The organism is Nonomuraea sp. B208 (assembly GCF_057536035.1).
In genome coordinates this window covers 458,475-482,818 of record NZ_BAAJOU010000027.1, presented here as the reverse complement: position 1 = coordinate 482,818, position 24,344 = coordinate 458,475, and the positions used below count along the sequence as shown (strand labels likewise).

Here is a 24,344-nt window from a genome sequence, read left to right as displayed (position 1 = left end):
GGCCAGGCTTATGGAGTCACGGACCTACCTGCACGACCTGCTGGTCTCGACCCTCTTCACCGAGGGGCTGGATGCCGACATGGACCTGTGGGCGCTGGGCTTCAGCGCCATGTGGATCAAGGGCGCGGGCCTCGACGCCCTCGCCGCGGCCTTCGACCTGGACCTCGCCACCCGGGCACCGTGCCACCTGAGCGAGATCCTCGACCGCAACATCGACGACGGGTCCACCTGGGTGGCCGAGGTCGGCGGCTGGATCGGCGTCGTGCCGGCGCACGCCGACAGCGAGCGCGTACGCGCCGTCACCGAAGGCGGCGGCGAGGCCATCGGCCTCCTCATGTACGGCAGCCACGCCTCCTTCGACTACGCCCGCGACGGGCGCATGGTCGTCTCCTTCGACCCCACCCGGCCGGAACGGCGGTCCGGCAGCGACCCGCACGCGCTCGACCATCTGATGGACGGGCTGCGCTTCCAGATCTCCGACGACGGCGTCCTCGACGACCGCGTGGAGGAGATGGAGAGCATCAGCTCGGCCCTGGCGCTGGTCGGACGCATCACGGGGACCGGGATCGCCGCCGACTGGTTCCTCGCGCCGCACTCACGCGTCAGACCCGTCCCTTGACGGCGACGATGTCGAGGATCGCGCGCAGGGCGCTGCGGACGGCGGGGATCTGCTCGGCCTCGCGGTGGTGCAGGACGTACAGGGCTCTGGGCCGTACGTCCAGTACGGGCCGCACGGCGACGCGCGGGTCGCGGGCGGCGTCCAGGGCCAGCTGGGGCAGCAGCCCGACGGCCAGGCCGCGGGCGATGAGCGCCTGGGTCAGGACGTAGTCGTCGGTGCCGTGGCGGATGTCGGGGGTGAAGCCGGCCAGCTCGCAGGTCTGGAGCAGGTGGGCCGTGCAGCGTTCGCAGCCGCCGATCCAGGTGTCGTCCGCGAGCTCGCGCAGGTCCAGCGGCGTGTCCTCCGGGCCGGCGCTGGGGTGGGTGAGGGGCAGGACCAGCCGGAGCGGGTCCTGCCCGGCCGGGATCCGGGTCAGCTCGCCGCTTCCGGGCGGTGTCTGGCCGGCGTGGGTGAAGGTGACGGCCAGGTCCACCTCGCCGGCGTCGAGCTGGGCGATGGCCTGCGGGGGCTCGGCCGCGCGCAGGCGTACGTCGAGGCCGGGGTGGCGTTCGGCGAGCAGGCTCATCGCGGCGGGGATGATGGTGGCGCCCGCGGAGGGGAAGGCGGCCAGCCGTACGGTCCCGGCGCGGAGCTGGACCATCGCCTCCAGGTCGGCGGTCGCGGCCTGGATGCGGGTGGCGATGGCATCGGCGTGCCGCAGCAGGGCCCGCCCCGCCTCGGTGAGCTGGACGCCGCGCGGCCGCCGCAGCACCAGGGGCGCGCCCGCCTGACGTTCCAGGTGGCGCAGGTGCTGGCTGACGGCCGGCTGCGTCCAGCCGAGGACGCGGGCGGCGCCCGCGATCGACCCGGCACGGGCGATCTCCCTGAAGATCAGCATCCGCTGCACGTCCATGCCATAAGTATGGCTTGGGTGTCAGCCAACAAGTACAGGGCTACCTACGAGCAGCCCCGTCCGGCACGATCGGACCCATGATGCGAACGATCGGCCTGCTGGGCGGGATGAGCTGGGAATCCTCCGCCGAGTACTACCGGCTCCTCAACGAGGAGACCCGCGAACGCCTGGGCGGGCACCACTGCGCCAAGAGCATCCTGCTGACCGTCGACTTCGCGGACATCGAGGCGATGCAGCGCGAAGGCCGATGGGACGACGCCGCGCACGCCCTCGCCGAGGCGGCCACCGGCTTGGAGCGGGCGGGCGCCGACATGGTGCTGCTGTGCACGAACACCATGCACCGGGTGGCCGACGCGATCGAAGCGGCCGTCGACGTGCCGTTCGTGCACCTCGTCGACGCCACCGCGCGCCGCGTCGCCGCGGCTGGGATCACCACGGTGGGCCTGCTGGCCACCCGTTTCACCATGGAGATGGACTTCTACCGCGACCGCATGCGCCACCACGGCGTGGAGGTCATGGTGCCGGACGAGCCCGATCGCGCGGTCGTCCACGACGTCATCTACCAGGAGCTGACCCAGGGCCGCGTCGAGGACTCCTCCCGTGAGGAGTACCGGCGCATCATCGCCGGCCTCGCCCGGCGCGGCGCGCGGGGGGTGATCCTCGGCTGCACCGAGATCACCCTGCTGGTCGGTCCGGCCGACAGCCCGGTCCCGGTGTTCGACTCCACCCGCATCCACGTGGAGACGGCCGTCGAACTGGCGCTCGGCGGGCCGGCCTGACCCTCTGAGGGCCCGGCCGTCCCACCGAGTCGACGGCCTGGACTCACGTCCAGGGGCATCCGCTCGTGCACCGCGGCGACCCGAGCGGTACGACCGTCCAGAGTTGACGGGTCAGGCCCGTTGCGGCGCGGGCCACTGCCTACGAGGCGGCTAGGCGATCATCCTCTCGGCGGTCGTGTCCGGCGTGGGAGCCAGGCGGTGCTTGCGCTTGGGCATGCCGTACGTCGGGTGCGACGTGGCCCACAGCGCCATCCCGAGAATGCCCGCCTTGATCCGTGCGGGCTGCCGGCCGCCCAGGTACGTCGGTTTCGCCCGCCCTTCGTCGTCGACCAGCTGCAGGATCGCGTCCCGCCGCCCGAGGCTGATGTGGTTGTAGGCGTAGACCAGCTTGGTGGTCGCGACCATGCGCCCGGTCAGGCGTCCCACGATCGCCTCGATGGCCTGCCGACCGGTGTAGCCGGCCGACGCGCAGGACATCGGCAGCGGCCGGCCGTTGTCGCCCGTGGCGTGGGCGCTGTCACCGACGGCGTAGACGTTCGGGTGGGAGACCGACCGCATGGTCCGGTCGACGATGATCTGGCCGTTCTCGGTCACCTCCAGCCCGCCGGCGGCGGCGATGGGGCTGACCGCGAACCCGGCCGTCCACACGGTCGCGTCGGACGCGAGGGCGGTCCCGTCGGCGCACAGCACCCGCGTCGCCTCGACGGCGTCCACGCTGGTGTGCTCCAGGACGGTGATCCCCAGCCGGTCGCAGGCCCGGCGCAGGTGACCGCGGGCTCCGGCGGCGAGCCGGGCGCCCAGCTCGCCGCGCGCGATGAGCGCCACCGACAGGCCGGGCCGGGACTCGGCGATCTCCGTGGCGGCCTCGATGCCGGTCAACCCGTCGCCGACGACCAGCACCCTCGCGCCCTGGCCCAGGCCGTCCAGGCGCTCCCGCAGGCGCAGCGCCGAGGGCCTGGCGGAGACGTCGAAGGCGTGCTCGGCCGCGCCGGGGACCACGTGGCCGGCGCCGTGGCTGCCGAGCGCGTAGACGAGCGTGTCGTAGCCGAGCGTGTCGTGGCCGAGTTCGTCACCGCCGCTGACGGTGACGACCTGCCGCTCGGGGTCGACGGCGGTGACCCGGGCCAGGCGCAGCCGTATCCCCGTGCCCGCGAAGACGTCGGCCAGCGGCGGAGCCTCGATGTCCCGGCCGGCCGCGAGCTGGTGCAGCCGCATGCGCTGGACGAAGTCCGGCACGGCGTTGACCACGGTGATCACGGTGTCCTTCGGTGACAGCCGGCGGGCCAGGTTCCCGGCCACGTACGCCCCGGCGTAGCCGGCGCCGAGGACCACGATGCGGTGCTTCACGCGTCTTCCTGAGCGAGAGGGCCCTGAGCCTCCGCCGAGAGGTCCTGCCAGTCGGCCCAGGTCTTGAGCCGGTCGGCGTAGACCTGCTGGAGCATGGGATAGAAGCCCTGCCCGAAGAGCACCCGCAGGGGCGGGTTGTCGGAGTCGACGAGCTTGAGCAGCGCCTGCGCCGCGGCGGCCGGGTCGCCCGCGGGCTGCTTCCCCGCGAAGGCGGCGATGCGCCGGCGAAGGCCGTCGTAGATCGGGTTGGGCTCGGCCATGTGGCCGTTGTTCAGCGGGTCGGGGTTCTTGCCGGAGCGGGTGGCGTAGCCGCCGGGCTCGACCAAGGTCACCTTGATCCCGAAGTCGGCCACCTCCTGGGCGAGGGATTCGTTCAGGGCTTCGATGGCCCACCTGGACGCGCTGTAGGCGCCGCTGAGCGGCATCGCTATGAGCCCGGCCGCCGAGGACAGCTGGATGATGTGCCCCGAGCCCTGCTCACGCAGGTAGGGCAGCGCGGCCTGGATCACCCACAGCGCGCCGAACAGGTTGGTCTCCAGCTGGTCGCGCAACTGCTGCCCGGTCAACTCCTCGACCGCGCCGACCTGGGCGTAGCCGGCGTTGTTCACGATGACGTCGAGACGGCCGAAGTGCTCCCTGGCCCGCTTCACGCTCTCGCGGACGGCGGCCTCGTCGGTCACGTCCATCTCCAGCGCCAGCACCGCCTCGCCGTGGGCGGCGACCAGGTCGTCGAGGCTCGCGGCGGTCCGCGCGGTCGCGGCCACCTTGTCGCCACGCGACAGGGCGGCCTCGACGAAGGCGCGGCCCAGGCCGCGCGACGAACCGGTGACGAACCAGACCTTGCTCATCATGGTGCTCCGTTCTCTCTGCGGTAGCGGTCGACCATGCGGCGTCGGCGCCCCGGATTTTGTGACAGCACCGGCCATGTGACGTGTGTCACCGCGCACGGGTGTCACAGGGCGGCGCGTGCCGACGCCTTGTGGATGGAGCAGGATTTGCGGGTGAACAGGCAGGAGCGAACCATGAACGAGCCCAGCGGAACGACCGAGCCGATCGCCGACGGTGGCCGGACGGACCCGGCGACCGAGGGCTTCCTCGCCCACCGCAACCTGCTGTTCACCGTCGCGTACGAGATGCTCGGCTCGGCCGCCGACGCCGAGGACGCCCTGCAGGAGACGTGGCTGCGGTGGGTCAAGGTCGACCTTGAGCAGGTGTCCGACCAGCGCGCCTACCTGGTGCGGATCGTCACCCGGCGCGCGCTGGACCGGCTGCGCACGATGAAGCGCCGCAAGGAGGAGTACGTCGGCCAGTGGCTGCCCGAGCCGCTGCTCACCACGCCGGACGTGGCCGAGGACGTCGAGCTCGCCGAGAGCGTGTCGATGGCGCTGATGCTCGTCCTGGAGACGCTGTCGCCGACCGAGCGCGCCGTGTTCGTGCTGCGCGAGGTCTTCGACGTCGGCTACGACGAGATCGCGGCCGCCGTCGGCAAGACCCCGGCGACCGTACGCCAGATCGCGCACCGGGCCCGCCGGCACGTCGACGCCCGGCGGCCCCGCGAGACGGTCTCGCCGAGCCAGGCCCGGGCGGCGGTGGCGTCGTTCCAGCGCGCGCTCGACACCAGGGACCTGCAGGGCCTGCTCGACGTGCTCGCCCCCGAGGTCGTCCTGGTGAGCGACGGCGGCGGCGTCAAGCAGGCCGTGCCCCGGCCGGTCATCGGCGCCGACAAGGTGGCCCGCATGATCATCGGCGGCCTCGGCAAGACCCAGATCGCGCTCACCAGCGAGCCCACCGTGGTCAACGGCAACCCGGCGCTCCTCCTCCGCGTGGACGGCGAGATCGACGGCGTCATAGCGGCCCGGGTCGAGGACGCCCGCATCACCGGCCTCTACTACGTACGCAACCCACGCAAACTGACCCGCATCGCCTCCGAGACCCCCCTCACCCTGAGGTAGCCATGGCCAGACCGCCATCGCCCCGGCCGCCGGAGCCCGAACAGATCACGCCGAATCTCATACCAGGAGGTCGTTCATGACAGGCCACGTCGCCGAGCTGGAAGTGCCGGTCGGGCGGAGCTGCCCGTTCGCTCCGCCCGCTGACTACGAGCGACTGCGCGAGCAGGCTCCGATCAACAAGGTCCGCCTGGCCGGCGGCGGCGAGGCGTGGTGGGTCTCCGGGTACGAGGAGGCCCGGGCCGTCCTCGCCGACGGCCGCTTCTCCTCCGACAAGCGCAAGGACGGCTTCCCGCTCTACACCCTCGACGCGGCCACCCTGCGGCAGCTGCGCAGCCAGCCGCCGCTGATGCTCGGCATGGACGGCGCCGAACACTCGGCCGCCCGCCGCCGGGTGATCGGCGAGTTCACCGTGAAGCGGCTGGCCGCGCTGCGCCCACGCATTCAGGACATCGTCGACCACTTCATCGACGACCTGCTCGCCGCCGACCGGCGCCCGGCCGACCTGGTGCAGGCGCTGTCCCTGCCGGTGCCGTCCCTGGTGATCTGCGAACTGCTCGGCGTCCCGTACGCCGACCACGACTTCTTCCAGAGCCGTACCACCATGATGGTGAGCCGCACCTCGGCGGAAGGCCGCCGGCAAGCCTTCGCCGAACTGCGCGCCTACCTCGACGACCTGGTCACCCGTAAGGAGTCCGAACCCGGCGACGACCTGTTGAGCCGGCAGATCGCCCGGCAACGCCAGGAGGGCGCCCCCGACCACGCGGGCCTGGTGAGCCTGGCCTTCCTGCTGCTGACCGCCGGACACGAGACGACGGCGAACATGATCTCGCTCGGCGTGGCCGGGCTGCTCACCCACCCGGAGCAGCTGGCCGCGATCAGGGCCGACCCGAGCAGGACGCCCATGGCCGTGGAAGAACTGCTGCGCTACTTCACCATCGCCGACGGAGTCACCTCCCGGCTGGCCACCGAGGACGTGGAGATCGGAGGGGTGAGGATCCGGGCCGGCGAGGGCGTCATCGTCTCGATGCTGTCGGCCAACTGGGACCCGGCGGCGTTCCAGGACCCCGGCGAGCTGGACGTCGGGCGCGGGGCCCGCCACCACGTCGCCTTCGGCTTCGGCCCGCACCAGTGCCTCGGCCAGAACCTGGCCAGGATGGAGCTGCAGATCGTCTTCGACACGCTGTTCCGCCGCGTCCCCACCCTGCGGCTGGCCGCACCGGCCGAGGACCTGCCGTACAAGACCGACGCCGTCATCTACGGCCTGCACGAGCTCCCGGTCACCTGGTGAGCGCGACAGGGTGTGCCGCGTCCAGCAGGCGGCGCAGGTGCAGGGTGTCCGGGGCCAGCGCGGTGATCAGGACGGCGGGGCCGGCCAGCGGGGTCAGCACGGCCTGACCGGTTGCCGGGTCGTCCCCGAGCAGGCGGGCCTCGGGCGGTCGCCGGTCCAGGGCGGGGTCGACGATGAGGATCTGGCCGACGGCGCGGTGGCAGGACACGATGGCGGGGCCGTCCCAGCCGGGCGCTCCGGGGCCGTACGCGGTCTGCTGCTCCAGCAGGGAGCGTCCGTCGCGGCGGACCGTGAGGCGGGTGGACAGGCGGCCCGGCCCTTCGCCGGAGCGGCCTAGCACGATCTCCTCGCGCAGCAAAAGCTGGGCGGTCGGGGCCAGGTCGACGGTGCAGCTCTGACGCAGGTTGCTGCGTGCCGCCGAGATCAGGGGCTGGGGCGCCCAGTGCAGGCTGGCGTGCTCGGCGACGTTCAGGCGCACGTCGAAGGTGGCGTGGGCGGCGGTGGGGCCGCGCAGGGCGATGGTGGCGGCGGCGGTGGTGATGTGCAGGTGGGCGTCGCGGCCGGCGGTGGCCTCGATGCGCAGCCGGTCGCCGCCGAGGGGGGCGCTCATGACGCCGAGAATGCACACCCGCGCCTGGTCGCCGTGCGGGCGGGCACGGCGCAGGTCGAAGGGGCCGTCGCCCGCGAGCACGGGCAGACCCGTGCCGCCGCCTCTGCGGGCTGCCTCGATGCGGGCGGTGGCGTGCACGCCCCGCGTCGGAGCGGGGACGGGGGGCAGGGCCGTACGGCTCATGCGGCGCCCGCCGTCCAGGCGGCCAGGCGCTCGCGGATCCAGCCGGCCACGGGCGCGATGCCTCCCGTGGACTTGACCGCGGTCAGGACGGTGGGCAGGTCGCCGCGCTGGGCCTCGGCGTCGCGGGCCATGGCCTCCAGGTCGGCGCCGACGTGGACGGCGAGGTCGGTCTTGTTGATGACGAGCAGGTCGGAGGTGGTGACGCCGGGGCCGCCCTTGCGCGGGATGTCGTCGCCGCCGGCGACGTCGATGACGAAGATCTGGGCATCGACGAGCCCTTTGGAGAAGGTGGCGGTGAGGTTGTCGCCGCCGGACTCGATGAGGATCACGTCGAGCGGGCCGAGACGGTCCTCCAGGTCCTCGACGGCTTCGAGGTTGGCGGAGATGTCGTCGCGGATGGCGGTGTGCGGGCAGGCGCCGGTCTGCACGGCGGTGATGCGCTCGGCGGGCAGGACGGCCTCGCGCAGCAGGAACTCGGCGTCCTCGCGGGTGTAGATGTCGTTGGTCACGACCGCCAGGGACAGCTGTTCGCGCAGCGTGCGGCACAGGGCGGCGACGGTGGCGGTCTTGCCGGAGCCGACCGGCCCGCCCAGCCCGACGCGCAAGGCGCGATGACCGCCGCCGGGACGCCCGCGCGTGGAGCCGCCGGGGCCGTGCGGGGAACCATCGGGGAAGGTGTCGTCGTGGTGGAGGTGCATGGCTGCTCCAGGCAGAAGGAGTGGTCAGGAGGCGAACAGACGGGCCGGACGGGTGGCGTGCCGTTCGGCGGCGATGTCGAGCAGCGGCGCCGAGGCGGCCGGCAGCGCGGCGGCTCCGTCGGTGTGGACCCGCCGCGCGGCCTCGGCCGCCTGCGCGGCCACGCGGTCGAGGTCGGCGGCCAGGCGGGCCAGGACGGCGGTGGCGTCGAAGGGGTCCAGCCGGAGCAGACGGACGGTCGCGGTGACCGGCCCGCCGATGCTCTCGTACGCCGCGGCGTAGCCGGCGTCCAGCGGCGTCAGCCCCGCGCACCGGGCGGTCAGGCCGAGCACCACGCTCTGGTGGGCACCGCGCGGGCAGGCGGCGGCCAGGGCGTCGAGCTCGGCGCACGGCCAGGCGGCCCGGGCGGCGCGCAGCAGTTGGCGGCCGAGCCGGCGCGAGGTGTGCCGCTGGGCGGGGGCGGCGGTGCGGGCGTCGGCCGCCTCCTCCAGCAACAGCGGGTGGTACCCGGCGGCGGCCGCGGCCGCGAGCCCGGCCGCGACCAGGCCGGCCGTGTGCAGCCGGCCGCGGCAGAACTCCCTCAGGGTCGCCACGTCGCGCACCCGTCCGGCCGCGACGGCCTCCTCGGCGCCGCCGGAGTGGGCGTGCCCGCCCGCGGGGAACCGGCCGTCGGCCAGGACGAGCAGTGCGGCACGGTTCATCGTGGGCGGCTCACCTTCCGTCGTCATCGGGGAGCGCTCAGAACAGGAAGTAGCGCTGAGCCATGGGCAGCGTGTCGGCGAACTGGGTGCCGTCGACGGGCTGATCGTCGATCTCCGTCCTGACGTCCTTGGTCTCCGCTCCGCCGATCACCACCTCGAAGGTGTCGGGGTCGATGTCGATGTCGGGGCAGGCGTTGTTCTCCCGCATGTCGGCCTTGAACACCCCACGGGTGTCGCGGATGGCCTTGAACGGCTTGCCCACGCCGATCCGTTCGGACAGGCCGGCCCGGATGGCGTGCTCGGTGACGAAGTTGACCGCGTTGGCGGCCGGCGCCCGGCCCGTCGCCCCCCACATCGGCCGGGGCAGGATCGGCTGCGGGGTGGTGATGGAGGCGTTGGCGTCGCCCACCTGCGCGTAGGCGATCTGACCGCCCTTGATCACCCGGTGCGGCTTGACGCCGAAGAACTTCGGCTCCCACAGCACCAGGTCGGCGAGCTTGCCCACCTCGACGGAGCCGACCTCGTGGTCGATGCCGTGCGCGATGGCCGGGTTGATGGTGTATTTGGCAACGTAGCGGCGGGCGCGGTGGTTGTCGGCCTCGCCCTGGTCGCCGTCCAGGGGGCCGCGCCTGGCCTTGTTCACGTGCGCGGTCTGCCACGTACGGATGATCATCTCGCCGATGCGGCCCATCGCCTGGGCGTCGGACGACATGATCGAGATGGCGCCGAGGTCGTGCAGCACGTCCTCGGCGGCCATGGTGGAGGGCCGGATCCGCGACTCGGCGAAGGCCAGGTCCTCCGGCACCAGCGGATTGAGGTGATGGCAGACCATCACCATGTCGATGTGCTCCTTGACCGTGTTGACGGTCAGGGGGCGGGTGGGGTTGGTGGAGGCGGGCAGCACGTTCGGCAGCCCCGCCATGGTGAGCATGTCGGGGGCGTGGCCGCCGCCGGCGCCCTCGACATGGAAGACGTGGATCGGATGGTCGCCGATGGCCTCGATGGTGTCGGCGACCGCGCCGGCCTCGTTGAGCGAGTCGGCGTGCAGGGCCAGCTGGACGCCGGTGGCCCGGCACACCTCCAGGCAGCGGCGCAGCACCGCCGGGGTGGCCCCCCAGTCCTCGTGGATCTTGAACCCGAGGACGCCGGCCTCCACCTGGTTGTAGAGGGACTCGGTGGACATGGTGCTGCCCTTGCCGAGCAGCCCGATGTTGACCGGGAAGGCGTCCAGCGCCTCGAACATCCGGGCGAGGTGCCAGGAGCCGGGGGTGACGGTGGTGGCGGTGCTGCCCTCGGCGGGGCCGGTGCCGCCGCCGATCAGGGTGGTGACCCCGGAGGCGAGCGCCTCGTGCACCTGCTCGGGGCAGATGAAGTGCACGTGGGTGTCGATGCCGCCGGCGGTGAGGATCTTGCCGTTGCCCGCGATGATCTCGGTCTCCGGGCCGATGAGGAAGTCGGTGGCGTGCTCGTGCCCGTCGTGCAGCCGGTCCATGGTGTCGTCGTTGTAGGCCTTGCCGAGCGCGACGATCCGGCCGTCGCGGATGCCGACGTCCGCCTTGACCACGCCCCAGTGGTCGAGGATCAGCGCGCCGGTGATGACCGTGTCGGGCGGCTGCGGCGCGCCGGGACGCGCCGGGTCACGTGGCGCGCTCGACTGGCCCATCGACTCGCGGATCACCTTGCCGCCGCCGAAGATGACCTCGTTGCCGCTGCGTCCCGGGCCGCCGGCCCAGTCCTCGGTGATCTCGATGCGCAGGTTGGTGTCGGCCAGCCGGACGCGGTCGCCGACCGTCGGGCCGTAGCGGTCGGCGTACTGGACACGGGTCAGCGGCAGGCCGATCGGCGGGGTCTCCCCGCCGGGCGCGGGCTCGCGCGGCAGGGTGTCCGCCACCGGATCGGCGAGCGCGTCCGCGGTGGCGTCGGCTGCGTCCGGGGCTTCATCCATCGAGCGGCCCTCCGACCTGGCCGCGCAGGCCGGCGACGACGCGCTTGCCCTCGATGGGGACGAGCTTCACCGTACGGGTGCACCGGGGTTCGAACCGGACCGAGCTGCCGGCGGGGATGTGCAGGCGCTTGCCGTAGGCGGCGGGGCGTTCGAAGTCGAGGAGGGGGTTGGCCTCGTAGAAGTGGTAGTGCGAGCCCACCTGGATGGGGCGGTCGTCGGTGTTGGTGACGGTCACCGTCGTGATCTCGCGGCCTTCGTTGAAGGGCACCGGCACGGCGCCCGCCGGGTGGTCGATCTTCCCCGGATGGAGCGGCGACCGCGCCTGCTCACCATCCGCGAAGGGGTCGCGGATGGTGACCAGCTTGGTGCCGTCGGGGAACGTGGCCTCGATCTGGAGGTCGGAGATCATCTCCGCGACGCCCGGCATGAGGTCGTCCCGGGAGAGGATCGTGTCGCCGGTGGACATGATCTCGTGGACGGACTTGCCTTCCCGGGCCGCCTCCAGCACGTGCGCCGTGATGAGCGCGACCGTTTCCGGGTAGTTGAGGGGGATCTTCCGTTCCTTGCGCCTGCGGGCTACGTCCGCAGCCACGTGGATCATCAGGCGTTCCCGTTCATGCGGAGTCAGATGCACCCGCCACCTCGCTTCGTTTCCCATGGACAGTAATCAAATGGTAACGGAGAGTGATAGGGCGGGGAAGTGAGGCGGGCCTGATCGTCACCACTCGGCGAAGGAGCCGTCGGCGTGCCGCCACAGCGGGCTGCGCCAGCGGTGGCCCTGCCGTGCCATCCGCTCCACCTCGGCCTCGTCGATCTCGATGCCGAGGCCGGGGAGGGTGGTGCGGGTGGCGTACCCGCCGGGGAACGTCAGCGGGGCGGGGTCGACGAGGTAGTCCAGGACGTCGTTGCCCTCGTTGTAGTGGATGCCGACGCTCTGCTCCTGGATGAGGAAGTTGGGGATGGCGAAGGCCAGTTGCAGGCTGGCGGCCAGCGAGACGGGGCCGAGCGGGCAGTGCGGGGCCATGGTCACGTCATAGGTCTCGGCCATCGAGGCGATCCGGCGGACCTCCGAAATTCCGCCGGCGTGGCTGACGTCCGGTTGGGCGACGGCGATGCCGTTCCCGATGACCTCGCGGAAGTCCCACCGCGAGTACAACCGCTCGCCGGTCGCGAGCGGGATCGAGGTGCTCGCGGCGAGCGCGGCCAGGTTGCGTGAGTGCTCGGGCAGCACCGCCTCCTCCACGAACAGCGGCAGGTACGGCTCCAGCAGCGGCAGCAGCCGCCGGGCCATGGCGGTGGAGGCCCGGCCGTGCAGGTCCACCACCAGGTCGTGGCGGTCGCCGATGGCCTCGCGGACGGCGGCGACGCGCTGGACGACCTCCATGGTGCGGGCCGGGGTGTCGATGGCGGTCAGCTCGGCGGAGCCGTTCATCTTGACGGCGGTGAACCCGGCCTCGATCTGGGTCGCGGCGAGCTCGGCCACCTCGGCGGGGCGGTCGCCGCCGATCCAGGCGTACATGCGGACCTTCTCCCGCACCGGGCCGCCGAGCAGCTGGTGCACGGGCAGCCCGGCGGCTTTGCCGGCGATGTCCCACAGCGCCTGGTCGATGCCGGCGACCGCGCTGGACAGCACCGGCCCGCCCCGGTAGAAGCCGCCCTTGGTCAGGACCTGCCAGTGGTCCTCGATCCGGAGCGGGTCCTCGCCGATCAGGTGGTCGGCCAGCTCGGCGACGGCGGCCCGGACGGTCTCGGCCCGGCCCTCGACGACCGGCTCGCCCCAGCCGGTGACGCCCTCGTCGGTGCGGACGCGCAGGAACAGCCAGCGCGGCGGGACGAGGAAGGTGTCCATCGAGACGATTTTCATGGGGGGTCCGTTCTAGGAGGAGGTGGTGGAGATGCTCCAGCCGCCGTCGACGTTGAGGCAGGCGCCGGTGATGAAGGAGGCCTCCGGCGCGGCGAGGAAGGCGACGGCCGCCGCCACCTCGTCGGGGGTGCCGAAGCGGCCTGCCGGGGTTTCCGCGACGGTGGCAGCGCGGGCCTGCTCGTCGATGCCGTCCCAGGCGGGGCTCATGATCGGGCCGGGGACGACGGCGTTGACGCGCACCCGGGGGGCGTACTCGACGGCGAGCTGCCGGGTCAGCGACTGCAGGCCGCCCTTGGCGGCGGCGTACGGCGCGCAGCCCGGGATGCCGGTCTGGGCGTGCACCGAGGAGGTGACGACCAGGGCGCCGAAGGTCTCGGCCAGCAGCGGGCAGAACGTACGCGCCGCCAGGTAGGCGGCCTTGAGCGTGACGTCGATCTGCAGGTCCCAGTCCGCCTCCGGCAGCTCGTGCGCGGGGCGGGCGGGCACGACCCGGCCGGGGCCGTTGGCGTGCAGCACGTCCAGACGGCCGAACCGGTCACGCACCTCGTCGAGACAGGCGGCCCAGTCGCGCGCGGAGGACACGTCCAGGTGCGCGAACGCCGCCCGCTCGCCGATCGCGGCGGCGACCTCGCGGCCCCGCTCGTCGGCGATGTCGGCCAGCAGCACCCGCGCCCCCTCGGCGGCCAGGCGGCGGGCGGTGGCCGCGCCGATGCCCGACGCGGCGCCGGTGACGAGGGCCGTCCTGGCCTCGAAGCGGCCGTTCACCGCTGCCCCGTGAACAGGGCGTTGGCGGTGACCTGCAGGTCCACGTCGGCCCACATCGGGTGGTGCGGGGCCGCGTTCGAGCAGACCACGGTGCCCCACGCGCCGACGCGCCGGGCGTGCCGGACGGCGTCCAGGCAGATCCCCGCTCCTACCGGCCCCTCCTCGAAGGTGCCGTGCAGCGGGGTGTAGCCGACCCAGCCCTCGCCGAACACCAGGGGCAGGTCTCGGGCGGCGGCCCAGTCGGCGGCCACCTCGATCCAGATGCGCAGCCTCTCGGCCATGCCGTATCGGTACCCCGCGTGCCGGTCGTACAGCCAGCGGTCGAACCGGGCGGGATCGCACCAGTCGTGGAGGTAGACCTCGCGGGGCGGCACCACCGTGGCCGCGCCGCGCCACCGCTGCTCCGGATGCCAGTCCGCGAGGTCGGGGGCGTCCGGGCGGAGCAGCTCCCGCCGGGCGCGCTCCTGCGGGAACGGCACGGAGGTGTCGCGCAGCGCGAAGGTGTCGATGAGCTCGTCCAGGACGCCGTAGACGTAAGGGTGGAAGACGGCGACGTCGATGTTGGCGGGGATGCCGCGCATCTCGCCGTGCGGCACCCGGGCGTAGTTCACCGTCACGGGAGTGTCCGGGTGCCGGGTCTTGAACGTGTCGACGGCCTGCTCCAGGTACGGCCGCAGGCCTAGCACCGGGGACTCGCCGGGCGCGAGCGCCTCGGTGAGCCAGGTGGCCTGGATCTCGTTGTGCAGCTCGACGAACGCGATCTGCTCGGCCAGGCCGTGCCCGGCCACGAAGTCCACCAGGTCGGCGAGGGCCTCGGCCAGCGCGTTCGCGCGCCGCTCGGCCGGCACCGCGCGCAACGCCTCGTACCAGGCGGGGTCGGTCAGGAAGCTGGAGCTCTGCTGGTACTCCCAGGAGGAGACGATCACCTGGCAGCCGTGCCGCCGGGCGGCCTGGAACAGCGCCAGCAGGTGCGCGCGGCCGTCCAGCGTGGTGGTCTCGCGGACGTCGTACCAGCGGGTGCGGAGTCCGTAGCCGCGGCCGAAGGGGCCGAAGGTCAGCGCGGAGGTGTCCAGCCCGGACCCGAACAGCAGGTACGGCATGGCGCAGACGCGCACCGTGTTGTACCCGCGCGCCACCGCCTCGGTGAAGGCACGGTCCAGGTCCTCGAACGGCTCTCCGGGGCCGGTCCTGGTGTACCAGGTGAAGTCCCAGAGCGTGATGGTCAACGTGAACAAGAGATCGGCTCCTTCAGGATTTGACGGCGCCCGCGGTCAGGCCGTCGAGCAGCTGCTTGCGCAACAGGATGAACATGATCAGGCTGGGGACGGCGGCGAGCACGCTGCCGGCCAGCACCAGGTCGACCTGGCGGGCCTCGGCGGCGTACAGCGACTGGATGCCCAGCGGCAGCGTGTACTGGGCCGGGTCGGAGACCACGATGAGCGGCCAGAGGAAGCTGTTGTAGCTGTTGAGGAAGCCCCACACCGCCAGCGCGCCCAGCGCGGGACGCAGCAGCGGCAGCACCACGCGGGTGAACAGCCCGAACTCCGAGGCGCCGTCGATGCGGGCCGCCTCCAGCACCGAGTCGGGCACGGCCTGCTCGGCGTACTGGCGCATCATGAAGATCCCGAACGCGGGGGCCACCCACGGCACGATCAGGCTGAAGTAGACGTTGGTGACGCCGGCCTTGACGAGCATGACGAACAGCGGCACGACGATCACCGCGAACGGCACGGCCATGGAGCTGAACATCACGTCGAACAGCAGCCGCTTGCCGCGGAAGCGGTATTTGGCGAAGGCGAACCCGGCCAGCGCGCACACGAACACCGACACCGCGGTGGACACCACGGCCACGATGGTGCTGGTCGCGAACCAGCCCCAGAACGGCTGCGTCTCCAGCAGGCGCGTGTAGTTCTCCAGCGTGAACGGCGACGGCAGCGGCTGCGGCGGGTAGGTGAAGATGTCGCCGCGGTGCTTGAACGACGAGCTGAGCGCCCACAGCAGCGGCACCACGAACATCACCACGAGGGCGATCAGCAGGACGTAGACCAGCCGGGGCCGGCGGGTCGCCGAACCGCGGCTCATTTGTCCCTCCCCACCCCGAACACCGCGTTGGCGGCGCGCCCGACGAGGAAGACGATGACGAACATCACGACGCCGGCCGCGGCCGCGTAGCCGAGCTGCTGGCGGGTGAACGCCTCCCGGTAGATGAACATCGCCACCGACAGCGTCGCCTCGCCCGGGCCGCCCTTGGTCAGCAGCATCGGCTCCTCCAGGATCTGCGCGGTGCCGACCATGACGGTGACGGCGACGAACGCGGTGACGGGCTTGAGCATGGGAAGGGTGACGTTGAAGAAGCTGTGCACCCGGCCGGCGCCGTCGATGTCGGCGGCCTCGTACAGCTCGCGCGGGATGTTCTTCAGTCCGGCCAGGAAGAAGATCGTCAGGTAGCCGGTCCAGCGCCACAGCACCAGCAGCATCACGCTGGCCTTCGCCCATGAGGGCTCGCCCAGCCAGTCGATGCCGCCCCAGCCGAAGAATCCCCGGAGCGCGGCGTTGAACAGGCCGTACTCGCGGTCGTAGAACAGAGTGAAGACCAGCGCGATGATGATCGGCGACAGCACGACGGGGACGAAGAACGTCAGCCGGAAGAAGTCGCGGCCGCGCAGGCCGCGCGCGTTGAGCGCCTGGGCGATCAGCAGCGCGGCCGGCACCACGACGCACACCGAGAACAGCACGTACAGCACGGTGTTGACGACGGCGGTCACGAAGCTCGCGTCGCCGAACAGCCGGATGTAGTTGTCCAGCCCCACCCACAGCGGAGTGCCGAGCCCGGCCCACTCGGTCAGGCTCAGGTAGCCGCCGATGCCGATCGGGACGACCAGGAACAGCGCGTACAGCAGGTAGAACGGGGAGATGAAGGCGTAGGGCGCGAGCGCCCGCCGCGTCGCGGCGGACGGCACCTCAGTTGCCCTTCTTGCTGGTGTAGGCGGCCGTCGCCTCCTTGATCGCCTCGGCGGGCTTCTTCTTGCCCTGCAGCGTCTCCAGCACGGGGCCGCCGAGCGCCTCGATGAGCACGTTCAGCTGGGCGTTCTGGTAGAAGACCGGGCTGTCCTGGGAGGCGGGGGTGTAGACGTCGAACAGGCGCTGCCCGCCCAGGTACTCGTCCTCGAAGTCGAGGAAGTCCTTGTCCTGGTACAGCGGCTTGAGCGTGGGCAGGAAGCCGCCCTGCTGGAAGCGCAGCAGCTGCCCTTCCCTGGTCAGGTAGGTCTGCTTGAGCAGCTCGGTGGCGGCCGCGGTGTTGGGCTTGTCCTTGAGGACGGCGAAGCCGGTGCCGCCGAGCGCGGAGGAGATGTGGCCGCCGCCCGCGAACTTGGGCAGGTTGCGGATGCGCCACTTGCCCTTCTGCTCGGGCACGTTGGTCTGCAGGCCGTAGACGTTGTACCAGTTCGGCATCACGGTGGCGATGAGCTTGCCGTTCTTGAGCGCGGCGGTGTTCGGGGCGCCGTACGGGTCGGGCAGGGCCAGCAGGAAGCCGCTCGCCACGCCCTTGGCCATGAAGTCGAGCACCTCGACGGCCTCCGGGGAGTCCAGGACGAGGTTGCCGCCCTCGTCGAAGTAGCCGCCGCCGCGCTGCAGCAGCAACTGCAGGAACGCGTTCGTGATGGAGGTGCTGTCGCCCGTCGAGACCGTGCCCAGCGACTGACCGGTCTTCTCGTGGACCCGGGCGCCGATCTGCGCCAGCTCCTCCCAGGTGCCGACGTCCTCCGGGATGTCGTTCTTCTTGAACTCGTCCTCGCGGTAGTACATGACGCTGAGGCAGGTGTCGGACTCCAGCGCGTACAGCTTGCCGTCGATGCTGTACGGGGCGGTGCGCAGCAGGTCGTCCTTCACGGGGGCGACGAGGCCGTCCAGGCCGAGCAGGAGCTGCTTGCCGATGCCGCCGGTCATGACCCGCGGGAAGACGCTGATCACGATGCCGATCAGGTCGGGGGTCCCGGTGCCGGCCGCGCCCTGCGAGACCATCTTGGTGACCAGGGCCTCGCTGTCGGCCTGGGTGGTCTTCAGCGTGTAGTCGAACGCGCCGCCGGGCGCGTCGGTGAGCCGCTTGGCCGACGCCGTGAAGGTCTTCACGTAGCCCGGGTCGTGCGTCCAGAAGCCGATCGTCACCGCGCCCGACGTGACCGCCTGGCCACCGCCGGTCCCGCCGCCGCAGGCGCCGAGCACCGGTGCGGCGAGCAGACCACCTCCGATCAGACCGGTCCGACGCAGGAAGGCCCGGCGCGTCACGTCGCTCATCGTCGACTCCTTCGTTGGGGGTGTGAGATGCCCGGATACGGGACTTGACGAGCAGAATGCCGCCCCACCTCGTCAAAGTCAACAATAAATACGATTACTTTTTAGACTAGTATGATCAGCGGAGACGTCAGCGATCTATGAGGACGGCGGCGCGGAGTGCGGGCGTGGCATGATTCCGGCATGACGGAGATCGGGAGAGCCGGCGCGCACGACCGGGTGGTCAACAGCCTGGGCGCGGCCATCGTCAACGGCGACATCTCCCCTGACGACGACCTCGACATGGCGGCGCTGCAGGAGCGTTTCTCCGTGAGCAGGACGGCCGTGCGCGAGGCGCTGCGCGTGCTGGCCGCCAAGGGGCTGGTCGGAGCCCGGCCCAGGCGGGGCACCTTCGTGGCGGCGCGTGAGCACTGGGCGCTGCTCGACGCCGACGTGCTGCGCTGGCGCTTCGCCGACCGGGTGGACGAGACGTTCCTGGACGAGCTGGGCGAGGTGCGGCTGACCGTCGAGCCGGCCGTGGCGCGCATGGCGGCGCAGCGCCGCACCGACCGTGACCTGGCCGATCTGGAGGACGCGCTGGCCGCCATGCGGATCGCGGCGGGCAGGCCGGCCGTCGATCACGTGGAGGCCGACCTGGGCTTCCACCACGCCCTGCTGCGCGCCGCGCACAACGAGCTGATGGCGCAGATGGCCACCGCCATCGAGGCGGGGCTGCGGCTGCGCGACCAGTTCGTGCACGCGACGCTCACCAGCGAGTCCGCCGACAAGCACGCCGAGGTGCTGCTCGCCGTACGCAAGCAGCGTCCCAGGGCGGCCGAGTCCGCGATGCGGGCGCTCATCGAGCGCTCCATCGCGGACGTCGAGCTGGCCAAGAAGGTGCACGGAGAACAGGCCGGACCCTGATCGTCCTGCCTGTTCTTCGAGCGTCAGCGGGCCACACCGTCACCCGCCGCCAGCAGGTCCAGCTCGCGCCGCCGCGGCAGCCCCTCCCAGTCGCCCCACGTCGCCACGGCGAACGCGCCGCACGTCACGCCGAGCTCCGCCCGGCCGGCCAGGCCGAGCCCGTCCAGCCGCCCGGCCAGGTAGCCCGCGACGAAGGCGTCACCCGCCCCGACCGGGTCCACCTCGGTGACCTGGCGGGCGGGCACCCGCAGCGCCTCGTTCCCGTCGGTGACGTACGCGCCCTCGCGCCCCAGCTTGATGACGACCTCGCGCGGCCCCAGCTCCAGCAGCAGCCGGGCCAGCACGGCCGGGTCGTCCCCCGCCGGTGGCCCGTTCACGACGAGCCGCGCCTCCTCCAGGCCGGCGAACACCACCTCCGCCCGGCCGGCGAGCCGCCGCAGCACCTCGCCGGCCTGTTCCGGCGGCCACAGCAGGGACCGGTAGTTGACGTCGAAGCTGACCGGCACGTTCGCTTGCTCGGCGACCGCCAGGGCCCGCTCCACGGCGGCCGCGGGTCCGGGGCCGAGCGCGGGCGTGATCCCCGTCAGGTGCAGCACGTCCGCCGAACTGATCGCCTCGGCGGCGACGTCGCCGGGCGACAGCCGCACCCCGGCCCCGTCCATGCGGTGGTAGGCGACCACCACCCGGTCGGCGGTCCGCCGGTGACGCGTCATCTGCCCGGTGGGCCGGTCGTCGTCGCGGACGGTACGGGAGACGTCCACGCCCTCGCCCCGCAGCGAGGTCAGGATCATGTCGGCCGCCGCGTCCCGGCCGAGCCGTCCCAGCCAGGTGGCGCGGTGTCCCAGCCTGGCCACCCCGATGGCGACGGTCGCCTCCGCGCCCGCGTACGACAGCGTGGCCGCGGCGCCGGGGGCCGGCGGGCCGATGCCGGACACCCGCGTCACCGCCATCGCCTCGCCCAGGGTGACCAGCTCACCCATCCGAGCCCCTGACGGTCTCGACCAGCCGTTCGGCGCGGGCGGCCAGCGCCGCCGTGTCGCCGTCCGCGCACGCGTCGCCCAGCAGCGGCGAGCCCATCCCCACGGCCCGCGCCCCGGCCCGCAGGTAGCCCGGCACGTCCCCGATGCCGATGCCGCCCGTCGGCACCAGCGGGATCTGCGGCAGCGGGGCACGTACGTCCTTGATGTAGCCGGGGCCGCCCGCCGCGCCCGCCGGGAAGACCTTGACCATGGCGGCCCCTTGCGACCACGCCTGCAGGATCTCCGTCGGCGTGAACGCCCCCGGCAGGACGGGGACGCCGAGCCGCCGGCCTTCGCCGATCACCTCGGGCAGCACGGCCGGCGTGATCAGGTAACCGGCGCCGGCGTCCACGGCCTGGCGGGCCGCGTCCGCGTCGAGCACCGTGCCCGCCCCGATCGCCACTCCGGGAAGCCCGCCCCCGGCCGCCCACCGGATGGCCTCGGCCGCGCCGGGAGTCGTCATGGTGACCTCCATCGCGCGGACGCCGGCGCCGGCGAGGGTCTCCAGCACGGCGTTGAGGTGGCGGGAGGCGGCGGCCCTGATGATGGCGATGACGGGCAGGGCGGCCAGCGCGTCGTCCAGTGTCGTCATCGGCCGTCCTCGGTGATCACGGTGCGGGGAACCGGGACGAGGGTGACCGAGCGCAGTTCCAGGACGGAGCCGCCGGGGTAGGCGGCGGGGCGCGCCTCGGGCGAGACGAACACGGGGGCGTCCTGGCTCAGCGGCAGCAGCCGCACCTCGACGCCGTGCTCCAGGATCTCCTCGCGGAAGCGGCGCAGGCCGATCTCCCAGGCGGGGCCGTACCAGAACTGGTCGGCCACCAGCCGGCCGCCGACGTAGGCGCGGCCGACGTCGCCGGCCCAGTCCAGGCGCAGCAGCACCTCCCCCTCGCCCGCGAAAGCCTCCGCGGGGACGGTGATGCGGTACACCGCGGCCTGCTCGAAGTCCGCGTCGGTGGGGGCGGAGGCCCGGCCGGAGGCGGCGTCGATCACCGGTCGCCGGGCCGTGCCCGCCTGCTGGACCTCCTCCACCTTCGCCTCGGGCACCTGGCCGGAGGTGGGCACCGGCAGCAGGCCGAACACGCCGTCGGTCCGCGTCGCGGAGTCCGGAGCGGGGTGGATCCGCACGTCGGAGGAGCCCTGGCCGTACACCACCAGGCGGTCCTCCTCGATCACCACCGGCCGCTCGCTCAACACCAGCCGGTCAGCCCCCCAGAGCCTTCCCCGGGCCGCGGTCAGGGCCGTGGCGGCGTCCAGGACCAGGACGGCCGCGCGGGCGCCGGACGCGTCGCGCACCCGCACCAGGCAGCCGGGGCCCGGGACGAGGCCGGTGATCACGAGGCGGTCGCCGTCGTGCTCCACGGTCGCGGGGCCCTCGGCCTCGGCGACGGTGGCGGCGTCGAAGACGAGCTCCACCGGGATGCCGGCGGTCTGGCAGAAGACGTGGACCGGCTCGTCGGCGTCGAGCACCCCCATGGGCTGCGCGGTGGCGGTCAGCAGCAGGCTGCCGCCGACCGGACGCGCGAGCGGCCAGACGAAGTACGCCCCGGACGGCACCGTCACCGGCTCACGCGGCACGACGAGCTCGCGGCCGTCCAGCTCGACCGTGAACCGCACGTCCTCGTGGGCGGGCAGGGTCTCGACCGGCTGGTGATTGTTGACGAACAGGAAACCCGAGCGGCCGTCGGAGCGTACGCACCAGCGCAGCGTCTCCCGGTCGGCGGTGTCGTCGGGGGCGTCCGGCGGCATCACCAGCGTCGTGGTGGCCAGGTCCGGGCCGTCGGCGGCCAGCCACAGATGCTGCAGCCGCAGGTGGTGGAAGGAGTCGCGGAACTGGCCGTACTCGCCGAGCGGCGCCTGGAAGTCGTAGCTGATCACCGGGCAGTCGTTGGGGTAGCCGGTGGCGTGCGACTCCTGCAGCGTGGACAGCGCGCCGATCTTCTGGGACGCCCCGTGGTACATGTAGTAGCCCTGCCACACCGAACCACTGCCCAGCTTCACCAGCCCCAGCGCGGCGATGTCGGGCGCCTTCACGATCGGCCGGCGGTGGTAGGAGGTGTACATCCCGCCGCCAAGCTCGCAGGTGGCGAACGGGTAGCGCGCCAGATGGCTCTCGTCCGAGCCGGTCACCTCGGTGGTGCGCAGGTCCGCGCCGATGGAGTCGTCGTCCCGGCCGGGCCCGAAGAAGTAGTGGGCCCGGCTCTGCTGCGGCCAGCCGTCATGGGCGGTGTCCCACGCGGCCTCGGAGTACCCGCCGAACAGCGGGATCAGTTCGTCCGGCGGCAACTGCGCGTGCCCCCAGCCGGTCGCCGTCCACAGCGGCGCGTCGATGCCGGCCGCCTTCGCCATGCGCTTGAGCGTGAGGAGATGGTCCGGCTGGTCGTACAGCTCGTTCTCCACCTGCACCGCGACCACGGGACCGCCGTGCTCGCGGGTCAGGCCGGCGAGCTGGGCGCCGATCTGCTCGTACAGCGGCCGGACCAGTTCGAGGTAGCGGGGGTCGTCGGTGCGTGGCACGCAGTCGGCCTCCAGCACCCAGTCGGGGAAGCCGCCGTTGCGCGACTCCCCGTGCCCCCACGGCCCGATCCGCGCCACCACGTCGAGCCCCAGCTCGGCGCAGGTGGTCACGAATCGGCGCAGGTCGCGGTCGCCGCTCCAGTCGAAGACGCCGCGCCGCTCCTCGTGCAGGATCCAGAAGACGTACGTGGCGACGACCGTCACTCCGCCCGCCCGCACCTTCAGCAGCTCTTCCCGCCATTCGGCCGCCGGGTAGCGGCCGTAGTGGAACTCTCCCATGATCGGGAACCACGGTCTGCCTCTCCGGCTCAGGTGCCGGGAGTTCACGGTGATCGCGTCGGGCTGGCCGGGGAGATCGCCCAGCCGCAGGTGGCCTTCCGCGGGCGGGGGGATCTGTCGCGGGATGTCGAGTCGTCGCACAGCCGCACAGTACTATGACTCTGCGAATAAATACTACTAGTTGGGTGAGCCGAACCAGCTGGAGAGCGCTTCTCGCAGCGCGGGCGTGGCTGCTGCGGCGGGTTCGTCGAGCGGTGCGGCCCAGGCGACGTGGGCGTCCGGGCGGATCAGCAGGGCGTCGGCCGGGCGGTCGTCGGTCCTGGCGGTGTGGATGTCGATGCGGTCCTTCCAGTCGTGGGCGGCCTCGCGCAGGTCGGCGCGGCCGGCGAGGTCGAGCAGGACGGGTCTGGCGGGATGCATGAGCCGGGCGACGCTCGTCACGCCGGCGTCGGTGTGTGATCTCCCACGAGCCGCTGACGCCCGCGTACTACGATCGGGTGCTCCAAGCAGTCTTCGCCGGCATGAGCCCCCGACCCTGAGACGCGGGCGAGAACAAGGAAGGCCAGGTGCACCGCATGATCGCGCGAACATGGCGAGGATGGGCCCCGACAGCGACGGCCGACGACTATCAGCGCCACTACGAGTCCGAGGTGGCCGAGCACCTCCAGCAGGTCACCGGCTTCCGCGGCGCCCGGCTGCTGCGCCACCACGACGACCAAGAAGTGATGTTCACCTCCATCACCTTCTTCGCCAGCATGGAGGACGTGCGCGCGTTCGCCGGGGAGGACCCGGAGCAGGCCGTCGTCGAAGACGCGGCCCGCCGCGCCCTGACCCGATGGGACGAACGCGTCACGCACCACGAGGTCGCGGTCAACCTCTGACGGTGACCGGTTCCTGGAGCTCGGTGACCCACTCGTCGTGGTCGTCAGGGCATTCCAGGTTGATCTCGCGGGGATAGCCGATCGAGCGGTAACCGTTGGCGTCGATCCAGCGGCCCAGGGTCTGGACGGTGGGCAGGACGGCGTCCATCGAGCCGCGGTGCATGACCGTCGCCGCCTGCTCGACGGGCGGCAGGTCCACGATCCGCAGCCCGTCGTCCTCGCCGAGGGGCGCGGAGACCTCGACGCCCGCGTGGATGAGGATCCCGCCGTCCGGCGCGTCCTCGTAGCAGGTGACCCCGGGCCCGGAGGGGGCGATGCCCGCCGCCTCCAGGCGCCGGAACAACTCGTCGTAGAGCGGCTGCACGACCGGGCCGATGGCGTCGAAGTCCGGCGCCACCCCGGTCAGCTCGGCCACCCGCACGCTCGGCAGGCTCTTCAGTACGACATCGCTGCTGGCCATCTGCCCCTCGCTCTCGATCGAGCGGAGCCTCGCCTCGACCTGGGCCAGCCGGGCCGCCGCGGCCGTCATCGCCGCCTCCAGCTCGGCACGCCGCAGCCGGAGCATGGCGCGCAGCTCCTCGGTGGTCACCTTCTCGTCCAGGATCAGCTGAACCTGCCGGAGGGTGAAGCCGAGGTCCTTGAGCGCGATGACGCGGTTGAGCCGGGCCAGCTGTGCGGCCGTGTAGTAGCGGTAGCCGGTGGCCGGGTCGACGTGGGCCGGGCGCAGCAGGCCGGTCGCGTCGTAATGACGCAGCATCCGGACCGAGACGCGGCCGTGCCGGGCGAAGTCTCCGATGGTGAACATGATGTC

The 24,344-nt window shown here is 72.3% G+C and carries 25 protein-coding genes; 6 read left to right on the top strand and 19 right to left on the bottom strand.

The features are described 5' to 3' along the window. Positions 1-10 precede the first annotated feature (10 nt). Positions 11-619 carry a DUF6461 domain-containing protein gene (locus AC27IY_RS33845; protein WP_487180444.1) on the top strand — a complete coding sequence of 203 codons (609 nt, stop codon included), beginning with the start codon at positions 11-13 and terminating at the stop codon, positions 617-619. On the opposite strand, the gene AC27IY_RS33840 is transcribed toward AC27IY_RS33845, so the two are convergent. Further along, positions 603-1,511 (bottom strand): LysR family transcriptional regulator, encoded by a 909-nt coding sequence (locus tag AC27IY_RS33840; RefSeq protein WP_487180443.1) that lies wholly within the window; start codon positions 1,509-1,511, stop codon positions 603-605. The two genes, AC27IY_RS33845 and AC27IY_RS33840, sit on opposite strands and share 17 nt — an antisense overlap. Positions 1,512-1,588: 77 nt before the next feature. Between AC27IY_RS33840 and AC27IY_RS33835 the strand changes: the two genes are divergently transcribed. Further along, positions 1,589-2,290 (top strand): aspartate/glutamate racemase family protein, encoded by a 702-nt coding sequence (locus AC27IY_RS33835; RefSeq protein ID WP_487180442.1) that lies wholly within the window; start codon positions 1,589-1,591, stop codon positions 2,288-2,290. 150 nt (positions 2,291-2,440) lie between these two features. Here the strand turns inward: AC27IY_RS33835 and AC27IY_RS33830 are convergent, their stop codons facing one another. Both AC27IY_RS33830 and AC27IY_RS33825 read right to left on the bottom strand, forming a co-directional pair. Next, positions 2,441-3,637 (bottom strand): NAD(P)/FAD-dependent oxidoreductase, encoded by a 1,197-nt coding sequence (locus tag AC27IY_RS33830; RefSeq protein WP_487180441.1) that lies wholly within the window; start codon positions 3,635-3,637, stop codon positions 2,441-2,443. Then, positions 3,634-4,488, bottom strand: coding sequence for an SDR family NAD(P)-dependent oxidoreductase (locus AC27IY_RS33825; protein WP_449958842.1), 855 nt, complete (start codon positions 4,486-4,488; stop codon positions 3,634-3,636). Before AC27IY_RS33825 ends, AC27IY_RS33830 begins: the two co-directional genes overlap by 4 nt. Before the next feature lie 171 nt (positions 4,489-4,659). Here AC27IY_RS33825 and AC27IY_RS33820 point away from each other — a divergent pair, with 171 nt between their 5' ends. Both AC27IY_RS33820 and AC27IY_RS33815 read left to right on the top strand, forming a co-directional pair. Then, the gene (locus tag AC27IY_RS33820; protein ID WP_449958845.1) at positions 4,660-5,589 is read left to right on the top strand and encodes an RNA polymerase sigma-70 factor; all 930 of its coding nucleotides are present in this window, start codon (positions 4,660-4,662) and stop codon (positions 5,587-5,589) included. A gap of 76 nt (positions 5,590-5,665) precedes the next feature. Next, positions 5,666-6,877, top strand: coding sequence for a cytochrome P450 (locus AC27IY_RS33815; protein WP_487180440.1), 1,212 nt, complete (start codon positions 5,666-5,668; stop codon positions 6,875-6,877). Here AC27IY_RS33815 and AC27IY_RS33810 read toward each other — a convergent pair. Genes AC27IY_RS33810 through AC27IY_RS33760 form a run of 11 tightly spaced genes read right to left on the bottom strand, consistent with a single transcriptional unit; the run spans position 6,867 to position 17,937 of the window. Beyond that, entirely contained in the window at positions 6,867-7,670 is an 804-nt protein-coding gene (locus tag AC27IY_RS33810) for an urease accessory protein UreD (protein WP_487180439.1), read from the bottom strand. The two genes, AC27IY_RS33815 and AC27IY_RS33810, sit on opposite strands and share 11 nt — an antisense overlap. Beyond that, positions 7,667-8,368, bottom strand: coding sequence for an urease accessory protein UreG (ureG, locus tag AC27IY_RS33805; RefSeq protein WP_487180438.1), 702 nt, complete (start codon positions 8,366-8,368; stop codon positions 7,667-7,669). Before ureG ends, AC27IY_RS33810 begins: the two co-directional genes overlap by 4 nt. A gap of 24 nt (positions 8,369-8,392) precedes the next feature. Next, positions 8,393-9,067 carry an urease accessory protein UreF gene (locus tag AC27IY_RS33800; RefSeq protein ID WP_487180437.1) on the bottom strand — a complete coding sequence of 225 codons (675 nt, stop codon included), beginning with the start codon at positions 9,065-9,067 and terminating at the stop codon, positions 8,393-8,395. 37 nt (positions 9,068-9,104) lie between these two features. Then, positions 9,105-11,012, bottom strand: coding sequence for an urease subunit alpha (locus AC27IY_RS33795; protein ID WP_487180436.1), 1,908 nt, complete (start codon positions 11,010-11,012; stop codon positions 9,105-9,107). Further along, positions 11,005-11,670, bottom strand: coding sequence for an urease subunit gamma (locus tag AC27IY_RS33790; RefSeq protein ID WP_487180435.1), 666 nt, complete (start codon positions 11,668-11,670; stop codon positions 11,005-11,007). Before AC27IY_RS33790 ends, AC27IY_RS33795 begins: the two co-directional genes overlap by 8 nt. A gap of 60 nt (positions 11,671-11,730) precedes the next feature. Further along, on the bottom strand, positions 11,731-12,876 hold the full coding sequence (gene dgoD, locus AC27IY_RS33785; protein ID WP_487180433.1) for a galactonate dehydratase: 1,146 nt from the start codon (positions 12,874-12,876) through the stop codon (positions 11,731-11,733). A 12-nt stretch (positions 12,877-12,888) separates the two neighbouring features. Then, positions 12,889-13,641, bottom strand: coding sequence for an SDR family NAD(P)-dependent oxidoreductase (locus AC27IY_RS33780; protein WP_487180432.1), 753 nt, complete (start codon positions 13,639-13,641; stop codon positions 12,889-12,891). Beyond that, complete coding sequence (locus AC27IY_RS33775) at positions 13,638-14,876, bottom strand: cellulase-like family protein (RefSeq protein WP_487180431.1); 1,239 nt, start codon at positions 14,874-14,876, stop codon at positions 13,638-13,640. Before AC27IY_RS33775 ends, AC27IY_RS33780 begins: the two co-directional genes overlap by 4 nt. 13 nt (positions 14,877-14,889) lie before the next feature. Continuing rightward, complete coding sequence (locus AC27IY_RS33770; RefSeq protein ID WP_371248224.1) at positions 14,890-15,723, bottom strand: carbohydrate ABC transporter permease; 834 nt, start codon at positions 15,721-15,723, stop codon at positions 14,890-14,892. Continuing rightward, positions 15,720-16,601, bottom strand: a complete 882-nt coding sequence (locus tag AC27IY_RS33765; protein WP_487180430.1) for a carbohydrate ABC transporter permease — start codon at positions 16,599-16,601, stop codon at positions 15,720-15,722. The genes AC27IY_RS33770 and AC27IY_RS33765 overlap by 4 nt, the downstream gene beginning before the upstream one ends. Position 16,602: 1 nt before the next feature. Beyond that, positions 16,603-17,937 carry an ABC transporter substrate-binding protein gene (locus tag AC27IY_RS33760; RefSeq protein WP_423476300.1) on the bottom strand — a complete coding sequence of 445 codons (1,335 nt, stop codon included), beginning with the start codon at positions 17,935-17,937 and terminating at the stop codon, positions 16,603-16,605. A gap of 180 nt (positions 17,938-18,117) precedes the next feature. Here AC27IY_RS33760 and AC27IY_RS33755 point away from each other — a divergent pair, with 180 nt between their 5' ends. After that, complete coding sequence (locus AC27IY_RS33755; RefSeq protein WP_364447235.1) at positions 18,118-18,837, top strand: FadR/GntR family transcriptional regulator; 720 nt, start codon at positions 18,118-18,120, stop codon at positions 18,835-18,837. Between the two features lie 23 nt (positions 18,838-18,860). On the opposite strand, the gene AC27IY_RS33750 is transcribed toward AC27IY_RS33755, so the two are convergent. The 4 genes from AC27IY_RS33750 to AC27IY_RS33735 are packed head-to-tail and all read right to left on the bottom strand — an operon-like array spanning position 18,861 to position 23,243. Continuing rightward, positions 18,861-19,817, bottom strand: coding sequence for a sugar kinase (locus AC27IY_RS33750; RefSeq protein ID WP_487180429.1), 957 nt, complete (start codon positions 19,815-19,817; stop codon positions 18,861-18,863). Continuing rightward, the gene (locus AC27IY_RS33745) at positions 19,810-20,448 is read right to left on the bottom strand and encodes a bifunctional 4-hydroxy-2-oxoglutarate aldolase/2-dehydro-3-deoxy-phosphogluconate aldolase (protein WP_487180428.1); all 639 of its coding nucleotides are present in this window, start codon (positions 20,446-20,448) and stop codon (positions 19,810-19,812) included. The genes AC27IY_RS33750 and AC27IY_RS33745 overlap by 8 nt, the downstream gene beginning before the upstream one ends. Beyond that, a complete protein-coding gene (locus tag AC27IY_RS33740) occupies positions 20,445-22,793 on the bottom strand; it encodes a beta-galactosidase (RefSeq protein ID WP_487180427.1) in 2,349 nt (782 codons plus the stop codon). The genes AC27IY_RS33745 and AC27IY_RS33740 overlap by 4 nt, the downstream gene beginning before the upstream one ends. Before the next feature lie 36 nt (positions 22,794-22,829). Then, positions 22,830-23,243 carry an aromatic-ring hydroxylase C-terminal domain-containing protein gene (locus AC27IY_RS33735; protein ID WP_487180426.1) on the bottom strand — a complete coding sequence of 138 codons (414 nt, stop codon included), beginning with the start codon at positions 23,241-23,243 and terminating at the stop codon, positions 22,830-22,832. Here AC27IY_RS33735 and AC27IY_RS33730 point away from each other — a divergent pair. Beyond that, entirely contained in the window at positions 23,228-23,533 is a 306-nt protein-coding gene (locus AC27IY_RS33730; protein WP_364447218.1) for an antibiotic biosynthesis monooxygenase family protein, read from the top strand. The two genes, AC27IY_RS33735 and AC27IY_RS33730, sit on opposite strands and share 16 nt — an antisense overlap. Here the strand turns inward: AC27IY_RS33730 and AC27IY_RS33725 are convergent. Continuing rightward, positions 23,523-24,338 carry a MerR family transcriptional regulator gene (locus tag AC27IY_RS33725; RefSeq protein WP_487180425.1) on the bottom strand — a complete coding sequence of 272 codons (816 nt, stop codon included), beginning with the start codon at positions 24,336-24,338 and terminating at the stop codon, positions 23,523-23,525. The two genes, AC27IY_RS33730 and AC27IY_RS33725, sit on opposite strands and share 11 nt — an antisense overlap. Between the last annotated feature and the right edge of the window lie 6 nt (positions 24,339-24,344).

What these genes read in the sequence shown, in the direction of transcription:
- AC27IY_RS33845 (WP_487180444.1), top strand. Translation starts at nt 11, where the DNA reads ATGGAGTCACGGACCTACCTGCACGACCTGCTGGTCTCGACCCTCTTC.
- AC27IY_RS33840 (WP_487180443.1), bottom strand. Translation starts at nt 1,511, where the DNA reads ATGGACGTGCAGCGGATGCTGATCTTCAGGGAGATCGCCCGTGCCGGG.
- AC27IY_RS33835 (WP_487180442.1), top strand. Translation starts at nt 1,589, where the DNA reads ATGATGCGAACGATCGGCCTGCTGGGCGGGATGAGCTGGGAATCCTCC.
- AC27IY_RS33825 (WP_449958842.1), bottom strand. Translation starts at nt 4,488, where the DNA reads ATGATGAGCAAGGTCTGGTTCGTCACCGGTTCGTCGCGCGGCCTGGGC.
- AC27IY_RS33820 (WP_449958845.1), top strand. Translation starts at nt 4,660, where the DNA reads ATGAACGAGCCCAGCGGAACGACCGAGCCGATCGCCGACGGTGGCCGG.
- AC27IY_RS33815 (WP_487180440.1), top strand. Translation starts at nt 5,666, where the DNA reads ATGACAGGCCACGTCGCCGAGCTGGAAGTGCCGGTCGGGCGGAGCTGC.
- AC27IY_RS33810 (WP_487180439.1), bottom strand. Translation starts at nt 7,670, where the DNA reads ATGAGCCGTACGGCCCTGCCCCCCGTCCCCGCTCCGACGCGGGGCGTG.
- ureG (WP_487180438.1), bottom strand. Translation starts at nt 8,368, where the DNA reads ATGCACCTCCACCACGACGACACCTTCCCCGATGGTTCCCCGCACGGC.
- AC27IY_RS33800 (WP_487180437.1), bottom strand. Translation starts at nt 9,067, where the DNA reads ATGAACCGTGCCGCACTGCTCGTCCTGGCCGACGGCCGGTTCCCCGCG.
- AC27IY_RS33795 (WP_487180436.1), bottom strand. Translation starts at nt 11,012, where the DNA reads ATGGATGAAGCCCCGGACGCAGCCGACGCCACCGCGGACGCGCTCGCC.
- AC27IY_RS33790 (WP_487180435.1), bottom strand. Translation starts at nt 11,670, where the DNA reads ATGGGAAACGAAGCGAGGTGGCGGGTGCATCTGACTCCGCATGAACGG.
- dgoD (WP_487180433.1), bottom strand. Translation starts at nt 12,876, where the DNA reads ATGAAAATCGTCTCGATGGACACCTTCCTCGTCCCGCCGCGCTGGCTG.
- AC27IY_RS33770 (WP_371248224.1), bottom strand. Translation starts at nt 15,723, where the DNA reads ATGAGCCGCGGTTCGGCGACCCGCCGGCCCCGGCTGGTCTACGTCCTG.
- AC27IY_RS33760 (WP_423476300.1), bottom strand. Translation starts at nt 17,937, where the DNA reads ATGAGCGACGTGACGCGCCGGGCCTTCCTGCGTCGGACCGGTCTGATC.
- AC27IY_RS33755 (WP_364447235.1), top strand. Translation starts at nt 18,118, where the DNA reads ATGACGGAGATCGGGAGAGCCGGCGCGCACGACCGGGTGGTCAACAGC.
- AC27IY_RS33750 (WP_487180429.1), bottom strand. Translation starts at nt 19,817, where the DNA reads ATGGGTGAGCTGGTCACCCTGGGCGAGGCGATGGCGGTGACGCGGGTG.
- AC27IY_RS33745 (WP_487180428.1), bottom strand. Translation starts at nt 20,448, where the DNA reads ATGACGACACTGGACGACGCGCTGGCCGCCCTGCCCGTCATCGCCATC.
- AC27IY_RS33730 (WP_364447218.1), top strand. Translation starts at nt 23,228, where the DNA reads ATGATCGCGCGAACATGGCGAGGATGGGCCCCGACAGCGACGGCCGAC.
- AC27IY_RS33735 (WP_487180426.1), bottom strand. Translation starts at nt 23,243, where the DNA reads ATGTTCGCGCGATCATGCGGTGCACCTGGCCTTCCTTGTTCTCGCCCG.
- AC27IY_RS33725 (WP_487180425.1), bottom strand. Translation starts at nt 24,338, where the DNA reads ATGTTCACCATCGGAGACTTCGCCCGGCACGGCCGCGTCTCGGTCCGG.